Annotated in this window: 8 protein-coding genes and 2 pseudogenes; 6 read left to right on the top strand and 4 right to left on the bottom strand. The window is 75.3% G+C overall.

Annotation, left to right across the window (positions count from 1 at the left end; translation table 11 throughout):
• Window positions 1-193 (bottom strand): annotated as a pseudogene (locus ABZ885_RS29115) (hypothetical protein); the annotation flags it as partial.
• Window positions 194-288: 95 nt separating this feature from the next.
• Entirely contained in the window at window positions 289-630 is a 342-nt protein-coding gene (locus tag ABZ885_RS29110) for a carboxymuconolactone decarboxylase family protein (protein ID WP_360194855.1), read from the bottom strand.
• A 133-nt stretch (window positions 631-763) separates the two neighbouring features.
• On the opposite strand from ABZ885_RS29110, the gene ABZ885_RS29105 reads away from it, so the two are divergent.
• The 6 genes from ABZ885_RS29105 to ABZ885_RS29080 all read left to right on the top strand — a co-directional run bounded on the left by ABZ885_RS29105 (window position 764) and on the right by ABZ885_RS29080 (window position 8,799).
• Window positions 764-1,723: a LysR substrate-binding domain-containing protein gene (locus tag ABZ885_RS29105; protein ID WP_360194852.1), complete on the top strand. Its 960-nt coding sequence runs from the start codon at window positions 764-766 to the stop codon at window positions 1,721-1,723.
• A 55-nt stretch (window positions 1,724-1,778) separates the two neighbouring features.
• Complete coding sequence (locus tag ABZ885_RS29100) at window positions 1,779-2,528, top strand: MBL fold metallo-hydrolase (protein ID WP_360194849.1); 750 nt, start codon at window positions 1,779-1,781, stop codon at window positions 2,526-2,528.
• Window positions 2,529-2,640: 112 nt separating this feature from the next.
• Window positions 2,641-3,291 (top strand): MOSC domain-containing protein, encoded by a 651-nt coding sequence (locus ABZ885_RS29095; protein ID WP_360194846.1) that lies wholly within the window; start codon window positions 2,641-2,643, stop codon window positions 3,289-3,291.
• A 642-nt stretch (window positions 3,292-3,933) separates the two neighbouring features.
• Window positions 3,934-6,552, top strand: a complete 2,619-nt coding sequence (gene lanKC / locus ABZ885_RS29090) for a class III lanthionine synthetase LanKC (RefSeq protein WP_360194844.1) — start codon at window positions 3,934-3,936, stop codon at window positions 6,550-6,552.
• A gap of 464 nt (window positions 6,553-7,016) precedes the next feature.
• Window positions 7,017-7,886: a nuclease gene (locus tag ABZ885_RS29085; protein WP_360194841.1), complete on the top strand. Its 870-nt coding sequence runs from the start codon at window positions 7,017-7,019 to the stop codon at window positions 7,884-7,886.
• Between the two features lie 142 nt (window positions 7,887-8,028).
• Window positions 8,029-8,799: a GNAT family N-acetyltransferase gene (locus ABZ885_RS29080; protein ID WP_360194838.1), complete on the top strand. Its 771-nt coding sequence runs from the start codon at window positions 8,029-8,031 to the stop codon at window positions 8,797-8,799.
• Between the two features lie 37 nt (window positions 8,800-8,836).
• On the opposite strand, the gene ABZ885_RS29075 is transcribed toward ABZ885_RS29080, so the two are convergent.
• Together ABZ885_RS29075 and ABZ885_RS29070 are read right to left on the bottom strand one after the other, a co-directional pair.
• A complete protein-coding gene (locus ABZ885_RS29075; protein WP_360194835.1) occupies window positions 8,837-9,610 on the bottom strand; it encodes a cytochrome c biogenesis CcdA family protein in 774 nt (257 codons plus the stop codon).
• Window positions 9,607-10,032 (bottom strand): annotated as a pseudogene (locus ABZ885_RS29070) (TlpA disulfide reductase family protein); the annotation flags it as partial. The pseudogene ABZ885_RS29070 and the gene ABZ885_RS29075, both read right to left, overlap by 4 nt.
• Between the last annotated feature and the right edge of the window lie 77 nt (window positions 10,033-10,109).

The raw sequence follows: 10,109 nt of genomic DNA, 5'->3' as shown, positions 1-10,109 counted from the left end.
CGACCTGACGGTCCGTGTCCGTTCGGCCCGGCGTGTAGGAGACCACCAGCCGTCCGTCACCGGGTGGGTCCCCGGCCCCGGCGGCGGCCGCGGGCCCCGCGAGGGCGGCGGCCGGCCCGCCCAGGACGGTTAACGCCACCACGGCCGCGGCGGCGATGCCCGACCGCCGCCGCGGCCTGCTGGTCCCGGTCATCCGGATCACCCTGCCCTGCTCGGTGCTCCCTCTCCCAGCATGGCCCCGGCCCGCACCCCGCTGCACCCGGAGCGGACGGGGCCCGGCGGCGTCCGTCAGGCGTGTCCGCCGTGTCCGTGCTGCTCGAAGAGGCGGTCGGCGAGCAGCGCGTGCGCGAGCGTGCCGCCCGCGCGGACGGCGGCGGTCACGAACGCGGTCTCGGCGAGCTCCTCGGCGGTCACGCCGTGCCGACGGGCGGCGGCGGTGTGCACGTCCAGGCAGTAGGAGCACTGCGTGACGAGCGCGACGGCCACCGAGATCAGCTCGCGGTAGCGGCGCGGCACCGCCCCGTCCTCCCGGTCCACCGCCTCCTGGAAGGCGAGCCAGGCGGCGAACTCCGCCGGTGCGCCGCGGCCGACCGTCCGGGCGCGGTGCAGGTCGTCGGGGTGCTGGTACACGGGCGTTCTCCTCGTTCGGTGGGTGGGCGGCGGGACCGTGGCTGGCGCCTGGCACCACCTCACCGCCGGTGCCGCGGGCACGTCCAGGACCGTTTTCGGAGGGGCGGTTCCGTTCCGGGTATCGTGGCCGGTCATGGACCTGCGGGCGTTGCGCTGTTTCGTCGCCGTGGCCGAGGAGGGGCACTTCGGACGGGCCGCGGCCCGCCTGCACCTCGCCCAGCCGCCGCTCAGCCGCCGGATCCGCGAGCTGGAGGCCGACCTCGGCTGCCGCCTGTTCGACCGGATCCCCACCGGCGCGCGGCTCACCCCGGCCGGCGAGGTCCTGCTGGCCGAGGCCCGGGACCTGCTGGAGCGCGCCGAACGCGCCCGCGAACGGGTCCGCGGTGCGGAGGCCGGCCGGGTCCTGGTCCTGGGCACGGTGGCCGGCGCGGGCCTGGACGTCGGCCCGGCGGTCCTGTCCGCCCTGCGCCGCGAGCACCCGGCGGTCCGGGTGCGCCTGCGCGAGGCGCCGATCACCGACCCGACGGCGGGCCTGCGCGAGGGCAGGGCGGACCTCGCCCTGACCCGGCTGCCCTTCGACACCGAGGGCCTGACGGTCCGCCCGCTCGGTACCGAACCGGTGGTCGCGGTCCTCCCCGCGGACGATCCGCTGGCGGGCCGCCCGCGCCTGCACGTCGGCGAGCTGGCCGGACGGCCGCGCTTCCGCCTGCCGGCGGGCACGGACGCCCGGTGGCGCGCCTACTGGCTCGCAGCGTCGCCCGGGGACGCGTCCGGGGAGGCGTCCGGCGACGGATCCGGCGACGGACCCGCCGATGGGCCCGGCGACGCATCCGGCGACGTCCGCGGCCCGGTCGTCGCGTCCGTCGAGGAGTGCCTGCACGCCGTCCTCTGGGAGGGTGCGGTCGGTCTGCTCCCCGCCGGCGCCGCACGGCGGCACGCCCGCCCCGGACTCGCCTTCGTCCCCGCCGACGGCCACCCGCCGAGCCGCATCGTCGCCGCCCGCCGCGCCGCCGCGCCCGACCCGTTCGCCGACCCGCTCGTCGACGCACTGGCCGCCGCCCTCGCCGACGCCTACGCGGCCGCCCCGGCCTGACGGCCTCTCGGAAAACCGGGCCCGGCCGCGGCGGCACCCGTGAGAGCATCGGCGGGTGCGCCGACTGACGGTACTGGGAACGTGCGGGGCCTGGCCCGAGGCCGGGCGGGGCGCCAGCGGCTTCCTGCTGGAGTACGACGGGTTCCGCCTGGTGCTGGACCTGGGCTACGCGACGCTCCCGCGGCTGCTGGAACACCGCCCCGGCGGGGACGTGGACGCGGTGGTGATCACCCATGAGCACCCCGACCACTGCGCCGACCTCAGCGCGCTCTGCCGTGTCCGCTACTTCGCGCCGGAACGCGGCCCCCGGATCCCGCTGTACTGCACCCCCGGGGTGACCGGTCGGGTCCAGGCGATGGAACCGACCGAGGACCTACTCGACGTGTTCGACGTGGTCGACCTGCAGACCGTCCCGTCCGGCCACCGGGTCGGCCCGTTCCGGCTGGACGCGGAGCCGCTGCCGCACCACGTGCCGCACGCCGGAGTGCGGCTGACCGCCCCGGGCCTGACCCTCGCCTACAGCGGCGACGCCGGACCGGACCCGGCCCTCGCCCGGCTGGCCGCCGGAGCCGACCTGTTCATCGCCGGAGCCACCCTCCAGGGCGACCGGCCCGACGACGGCGGCGACCCGTACCTGATGAGCGCCGTCGACGCCGGGACGTGGGCGGCTCGGGCCGGGGCCGGACGCCTGCTCCTCACCCACTTCTGGCCCGGCAGCGACCGCGCACGCTCGATCGCCGACGCCCGGAGCACCTTCGGCGGCGAGGTCCTCGCCGCCGAGGAGGGCATGGTCCTCCCGCTCTGACGGCGGCGGACCGCCCGGCATCCGGGGCCCCGGGGCGGCCCGGGTTCCCGGGCCCGGCGCGCAGCCGGAAACCCGGTGGCCCCGGCGGGCGGCCGTCCGTACCGTGGCCCCCATGAAGCTGCTCTCCGTCAACATCGGCAGGCCCCGGCCGAACCCGTGGAAGGAGAGCGGCACGACCGGCATCGACAAGCAGCCGGCCGACGGCCCGGTCGCCGTCTCCGCCCCCGGCCCCAAGGGCACCGGCGAGGTCGGCCTCGCGGGGGACCGCGTCTACGACGTCAAGCACCACGGCGGCACGGACCAGGCCGTCTACGCCTACGCCCGCGAGGACCTCGACGGATGGCAGGCCGAGCTCGGCCGCCCGCTCCCCGACGGGGTCTTCGGGGAGAACCTCACCACCCTCGGCGTCGACGTCAACGGCGCCCTGATCGGCGAGCGGTGGCGCATCGGCCCGGAGGTCGTCCTGGAGGTCTCGTGCCCGCGCATCCCGTGCGGCACCTTCCAGGGCTGGCTCGACCGCGACGGCTGGATCAAGCGGTTCACCCAGGCTGCTCTGCCCGGCGCCTACCTCCGCGTCGTCGAACCGGGCGACATCCGCGCCGGCGACCGCATCGACCTCGTCCACCGGCCCGGCCACGACGTCACCATCGCCCTCGCCTTCCGGGCCATGACCCTCGAACCGCACCTGCTCCCGGGCCTGTCGGCCGCCGACGCCCTCCCGGCGGAGCTCAGGGACCTCGTGCACCGCCGCACCCGGGGCTGACCGCCGCCCGGGGCCGTCGCCCGGCCGCCCGCCGGACGAGCGCGCGCCCTCGTCCGGCGCACCAGGGCGGCCCGGCTGCGGTTCGCCACCGCCCCGAGCCTGCCGCGCGCCGTCCCGCCTCGCCCTGTCCCCGCCGCGGCCGTCGGGCGCTGCTCGCCCTCCCCGGGCTCTGCGGGCACGGTTGCCCGCTCGGGCAACGGCCCTTGCCTCCGCGCACCGGTCCCCGGACTCCCGGCGACCCGCCGGCCGGTATGGCCGAAACACCTGCACCGCGTGCGGCCGGAACAGGACACCGGCCCGCCCCCGCCCCGCTCCCGTACGGTGCGGGGGAGCCGTTTCCCGTCCGTGCCCGGCCCCGCCAGGCACGGAGCGGCGCGCTCGCGGCCGCCGGCCACGTGCGGACCGGCCCCGGCGGTTCACCGGTTTTCGGCCGACGTGGAACACTGTCAATTCGGGCGGAATTCCCCGCGGGTGGCGCCGCTTAACACGCCGTTATTGTCCCCGCAAGCCTTGAGCCGTTCTCCGGATGCCGGATATACCTGTGCCACCGCCGGGCCGACCGCCCGGCGGCGTGACAAAACGGCCGGGCAAAACCCGCGCGGGCCGTCGGGAATGCGTGCGAATGCGAGGGGGATCCCCGGGATGCGGCCAGCGGACTACGGGCAGTTCTGTGAGGCGGACCCGGTCTTCTACGACCGGCCCGGCGCCGACGAGAGCGCGGCCGGCCTGTACCCGCCCGCCACCGGGCCGGTGCCCGCCGGGTGGGAACGCAGCCGGGACACCGTCTGGGTCTACCTCCACCCGGAGGGCACCACACTGCCGGACCAGGGCTGGAAGGTCCACGTCTCCGGCAGCCTCGACGAGGCCCCCGAAATCATCGGGACCGTCCTCGAATTCTGCCGCGCCGAGCGGATCAGTGCGAAATTCCTGGCCGGCCGGGAAATCGTGCTCAAAGCGAACTCGAAGTACGCCCCGCGCGGCTCCAGCGGAAAACTGCTGACCCTCTATCCGTGCGACCACGACGAACTGCGCCGCCTGCTCGACGGCCTGACCCCGCTGCTCGCCGGCCGGCAGGGCCCGTACATCCTCAGCGACCTGCGCTGGCGCGACAGCCTGCTCTACCTGCGCTACGGCGCCTTCCGCCAGCTGTACTGCCTGGACGAGCAGGGCCGCACCGTCTCCGCCCTGCGCGACGCCACCGGCACGCTCGTCCCCGACCTGCGCCGGCCGGTGTTCTCCGTCCCCGCCTGGGTGGAGGTCCCCGGCTTCCTCGCCGAGCAGATCGCCGCCCGCGGCCATCAGGACACCCCCGAGGACTTCCCGTACGACATCGAGCGGGCCCTCCACTTCTCCAACGGCGGCGGCGTCTACAAGGCGCGGGGCCGCCGCGACGGCCGGGTGCTCGTCCTGCGGGAGGCGCGCCCGCTGGCCGGCCTCGACCAGCACGGCGCGGACGCCGTCCGACGCCTGCACCGCGAGGCCGACATGCTGCGCCGGCTCGCCGGGCTCGACTTCGTACCGCAGCTCTTCGAGCACCTGAAGGTGTGGGAACACGAGTACCTGGTCGAGGAGTTCATCGAGGGCGAGAAGCTGGAGCGCTACCTCTTCGCCGGCCGCCACCCACTGCTGCGGGCCGAGCCGGACGCCGCCGCACTCGCCGAGTACACGGCGACGGCCCTGGACTTCGCCGAGCAGCTGACCTCGATGCTGCGCACCCTGCACGAGCACGGCGTCGCCTTCGGCGACCTGCACCCGGGCAACGTGATGGTCCGGCCGGACGGGCGGCTGGCCCTGGTCGACTTCGAGCTCGCCTTCGACCTCGACGGCGGCACCCCGCCCGGGTTCGGTGCACCCGGCTTCATCTCCCCGGCCGCGCGCACCGGCCGGTCGGTCGACGACTACGCGCTCGCGTGCATGCGGCTCTTCCTCTTCCTCCCGCTCACCTTCCTCATCGAGCTGGACTCCGCGAAGGCCGCCCAGCTCGCCGAGGCCGCCGCCGACCGCTTCGGACTGCCCGCGGGCTGGGCCGCGGACCTGGTGCGCGACCTGTCCGCGGCCACCGGCGGCGCCCTCCCGCCCGGCTCCACGGCGAGCGTGCGCGCCACTGCGAGCGCCACTGCGGGTTCCGGCACGGGTGCGGGTACCGGCCGGACACCTGCCGTCCCGCCAACCCCCGCCGACCGGCGCCGCGTGATGGACGAACTCGCGGAGGGCATCCTCGCCGCCGCCACCCCGGAGCGCACCGACCGCCTCTACCCGGGGGACCCGGAACAGTTCGACCGGGCCGGCGTCGACCTCGCCCACGGCGCCTCGGGGGTGATCCACGCCCTCGCCGTCACCGGCTATCCGGTGCCCGGGGAACACGTCGACTGGCTGCTGCGGGCCGCCCGCGACGAGAAGGTGGTCCGCCCCGGCCTCTACGACGGCCTGCACGGCGCCGCCCTCGCACTCGACCGGGCCGGCCGCGCGGAGGAGGCCCTCGACGTCCTCGCCCGCGCCCGCGAACTCACCCGGCACCGGCGCCGGCTCGGCGTCTTCGGCGCGGACCTGGCCGGCGGCCTGGCCGGCATCGGCCTCAACCTGCTGCACTTCGCCGACCGTCACGCCGACCCGGGCCTCGCGGAGGAGGCGCTCGCCATCGGCGAGGAGTTCGCCGCGCCCGGTGGCCCGCCGCTGGGCAGGGGCAGGGTCGGGCTGCTGCACGGCGGCTCGGGGGTGGCGCTCTTCCTGGTCCGGCTGCACGAGCACACCGGAGATCCGCGCTGGCTGGACCTGGCCGGGGGAGCCGTGGCCCGCGACCTGGCGAGCTCCCGGCTGGACGAGAAGGGGCTGCTCCTCACCCAGGACAACCAGTCCACCGCGTACCTCGGTTCGGGCTCGGCCGGTGCGGCGATCGCCGTCCGTGCGCTGCTCCGGCACCGCGCGGACCCCCGGCTCGCCGAGGCCGCCGGACAGCTGGACCGGGCCTGCGCGGCCGAGTTCTTCCTGATGCCCGGTCTCTTCGAGGGCCGGGCCGGCCTGATCTGCTCCCTCGCCGCGGCCGGCCACCCGCAGCTGCAGCCGCAGGTCGACCGGCTCGCCTGGCACCTGGTCCGCCACCAGGACCGGGCCGCCGTGCCCGGCCGGCAGCTCTACCGGCTCTCCACCGACCTGGCCACCGGCTCGGCCGGCGTCCTCCTGGCGCTCCACGCGGCGTCGACCGGGAAGGGCACCACCGCCCTTCCCCTCCTGGACCACCGCGGCACTCCGTCGCCGCGGTGAGCACAGCACCACCGCGGTGAACAGCACCGCGGGGGTGAGCACAGCACCACCGCACAGCACCACCACCGCTCCCGCCCGGGCAGCGGTGCCGACCGGGAAACCGAAAGAGGTGTGTCATGGCCTTCATCCTCGACCTCCAGGGCCTGCACGAGGAGTCCGAGTCCATCGTCGAGTCGCTCTGGTGCAGCCACTGGTCCTCGCGCGCCTGCATGTGACGCGTGCGGTGACGCACTGACGCGGTGCCCGTCCGGTTCGCCGGGCGGGCACCGCGTCCGCGTTCCGGCCCGGTTGCGAGGGCCTGGGACGTGCACGAATATGCACGAGAGAGTGCCCCGAACGTGACGCCGGGGCCACCGAGCGCTCCCGGGGCCGCCGAGCGCTCCCCACGTGCCGGCCCGGACGTCCGCGGCACCGCCCCATCCCGTCCCACCCGGCGACCCCGTTAGGCCATCAGGGAGTCACCCATGTCGATGCTGTTGATCAAGGGCCTGTTCCACATCTCCGCCAAGGCCCAGCCGGACGGCGACACCATCGGATTCATTCCCGACTACGTGGGCGAGTGGAAGCTCGTCCAGGGCGGGCGCCCCCTCCAACCCAGCGCCGACGGCCACATCAACGTGCGGCTGGAGGCCATCGACGCCCTGGAGACCCACTACCCCGGCGCCAACGAGCACGACGAGCACCAGCCGCAGACCTACGCCCACGCCGCCGCCGACGAGCTGCTCGACTGGCTCGGCTTCGTGGACATCCAGCGCCACGACGACGAGACCGTCAGCGTGACGCCCGACAGCGTGCCCGGCTACATCCTCACCCGCGGCGGCGACAGCCGGGGCCGCTGTGTGGCCCTGGTGGGCCGCGGCCGCTCCCCGGGGGCGAGCGGCTACGAGATCAGGGTCGACGACAAGCTGCTGCAGCGGACCGCCAACCACCACCTGCTGGCGAAGGGCCTGGTGTACCCGACCTTCTACCAGGGGTTCCCCGGCGACCTGCGCGGCGTCCTGACCGACCTCGTCCACCAGGTCCAGGCCGCCCCGGCCCCGGCCAGCGGGCTCTGGCCGCTCGACGCGACCATCAACGGCGCGAAGATCACCGGAATGCACTCGATCACCGACGAGGTGGTGATCCTCCCCAAGCTGTTCCGGCGGCTCAAGGACTACTTCGACCTCGGCAACAACGCACTGGACTGCCTCCCCGCGTTCCTCGCCGGCGCCGACGACGTGTTCACGATCCGGGGCAAGAAGTTCCACGGCCTGCAGAGGATCATGGAGATCACCGACGGGCAGACCGTCCGGCTCACCCACCCGGTGGAGGACCTGCTCTTCGAGGAGAACTGACCCGGGGGCGGCGGCCGTCGAGCGCCCGTGACGCCGGCGGCCGCCGCCCTCCGTTCGCTCGCCCGCCGTTCGCTCGCCCGCCGTTCCCCGGGTGGCCGATATCCGGGTGCGTCCGGGCCGGCGCGGTCCTACGCTGACGCCCATGTCGGATTCCGAGGTGCAGCGGATCACCGCCTTCCTTGCCGGTTTCGCACGCCGGCAGGCCGGGCGCACCACCGAACTCCCGTGTGGTTTCGCGGTGTTCGACGACCTTTTCGCCGGATCGTGGTCGCACAACCAGGTCGTCGTCGACCGCCGCGGCGTCGACCCGGCCGCGCTGCCCGCTCTGGTGGACACGGCGATGGGCGACCGCCCGTTCCGCATCGTCTCCGTCCTCGACGGTGACTTCGGCGACGCGTGCGCCGGGCCGTTCCTGGCGGCCGGGTACCTGCACCACACCTACCTGGTGATGCTGCACACCGGCCCGGCGCCGGCCGGCGGTGGCCGCCCGGTCGAGGACGTCGACCTCGAAGCCGTCCGCGGACCCCTCGCCGCGAGCTGGCGCACCCTGCTGCCGGAGGCCGGCGAGGACGTGATCCGGCTGCTGGTCGACCGGCGCGAGACGCGCCGGCGCGGGGCCGGGACCGTGCGGTTCCTCGGATCGCGGGCGGAGGACGGCGAGGTGGCCGCCTGGGCCGACCTCTACCTCGAACCCGCGCTCGGCATCGCCCAGATCGAGGACGTGATGACCGCCGAGGCCCACCAGCGCCGCGGACACGCCGACGCCGTCCTGGCCACCGCCCTGCGCCGGGCGGCCGACGCCGGCTGCGGCACGTGCTTCCTGACCGCCGATGCCGAGGACTGGCCGCGGCACTGGTACGAGCGGCGCGGTTTCGAGGTCATCGGCCGCACCCACGGCTTCGAGCGGACCTGAAGGCGGCAGGCCGCCCGCAGGAGTGGGGGAAGGCGGCTCAGCCGTCCACGGCCCACTGCTGGAGGTGGCCGACGACCTGGTCCCACAGGCCGGTGACCAGCAGCAGGCCGACGATGACCAGGAGGCCGCCGCCGATCCGCGTCACCAGGGCGTAGTGCCGCTTGACCCGGGCGAAGGCGCCGAGGGCGCGCCGGAAGGCCAGGGCGGCGAGGACGAACGGGAGTCCGAGGCCGAGGCAGTAGGCGGTCATCAGCAGGGCACCGCGGCCGGCGCTGGCCTGGTTCCAGGCGAGGGCCTGGACGGCGCCGAGGGTGGGGCCGATGCACGGGGTCCAGCCGAGGCCGAAGACGAAGCCGAGCAGCGGTGCGCCGGCCAGTCCGACGACGGGTCTGCGGTGGGTGCGCAGTTCCCGCTGGGTGAGGCCGGGCATGACGCCGAGGAAGGCCAGGCCCATGGCGACGGTGAACAGGCCGAGCACGGTGGTGATGGTCTCGCGGTGGTCCTGGAGGGTGTTGCCGAAATACCCGAACAGGGCACCGCCGGAGACGAAGACCGCGCTGAAGCCGAGGACGAACAGCAGCGATCCGGCGAGCATCCGGCCGCGCCGGCGGGCGGTGGCGTCGGCGAGGTCGGCGGCGGAGAACCCGGTGACGTAGCTGAGGTAGCCGGGCACCAGGGGCAGGACGCAGGGCGAGAAGAAGGAGATCAGGCCGCCGGCGACGGCCACCGGGACGGCGAGCAGCAGGGTGCCGTGGGCGAGGGTGGCTCCGGGGTCCAGGGCCAGCTGGACCGGTGCGGTGGTCGGGGTCATGGGGCGGCGTCCTCCGCGGTGACCGGGTCGAGGAGGGCCCGCAGTTGTCCGGGCGTCACCGGGGCGGCGACGGCGGCGGCGATCCGGCCCGCGCGGTCGATGACCAGGGTGGCCGGCAGGGCCTGGACGTTGACGGTCTGCGGCGGGAGGGTGCGGACCAGGGCGCCCTTGGGGTCGAACAGGCTGGGGTAGGTGAGGCCGTGGTCGCGGACGAAGGTGCGGGCGGGGCCGGGCTGCGGGTCCCTGGTGTCGATGCCGAGGAACCGCACGCCCTGGGCCTCGGTCTCGGCGTGGACGCGCTGGAGGCCGTCGGCCTCGGCGCGGCAGGGGCCGCACCAGGAGCCCCAGATGTTGAGCACCACGACGTGGCCGCGCAGGGCTGCGAGGCTCTGCGGGGTGCCGTCCAGGTCCTCGCCGGCGAGGTCGGGGGTGGGGCCGAGGACCTCGCCGCTGCCCGGGACATGCGCAAGGTCTTCAGTGGCGAAGGCGGCGTCCTACT

The sequence above is a fragment of the Kitasatospora sp. NPDC047058 genome, from assembly GCF_040643935.1.
Taxonomy (GTDB): domain Bacteria; phylum Actinomycetota; class Actinomycetes; order Streptomycetales; family Streptomycetaceae; genus Kitasatospora.
Note: the sequence above shows the minus strand (reverse complement) of the source record. Positions and strands in the feature narration are given on the sequence as shown.

Excerpts from the sequence above, each read along its gene's own strand:
- ABZ885_RS29105 (WP_360194852.1), top strand. The coding sequence starts at position 764 with ATGGACCTGCGGGCGTTGCGCTGTTTCGTCGCCGTGGCCGAGGAGGGG.
- ABZ885_RS29095 (WP_360194846.1), top strand. The coding sequence starts at position 2,641 with ATGAAGCTGCTCTCCGTCAACATCGGCAGGCCCCGGCCGAACCCGTGG.
- lanKC (WP_360194844.1), top strand. The coding sequence starts at position 3,934 with ATGCGGCCAGCGGACTACGGGCAGTTCTGTGAGGCGGACCCGGTCTTC.
- ABZ885_RS29085 (WP_360194841.1), top strand. The coding sequence starts at position 7,017 with ATGTCGATGCTGTTGATCAAGGGCCTGTTCCACATCTCCGCCAAGGCC.
- ABZ885_RS29080 (WP_360194838.1), top strand. The coding sequence starts at position 8,029 with ATGTCGGATTCCGAGGTGCAGCGGATCACCGCCTTCCTTGCCGGTTTC.
- ABZ885_RS29075 (WP_360194835.1), bottom strand. The coding sequence starts at position 9,610 with ATGACCCCGACCACCGCACCGGTCCAGCTGGCCCTGGACCCCGGAGCC.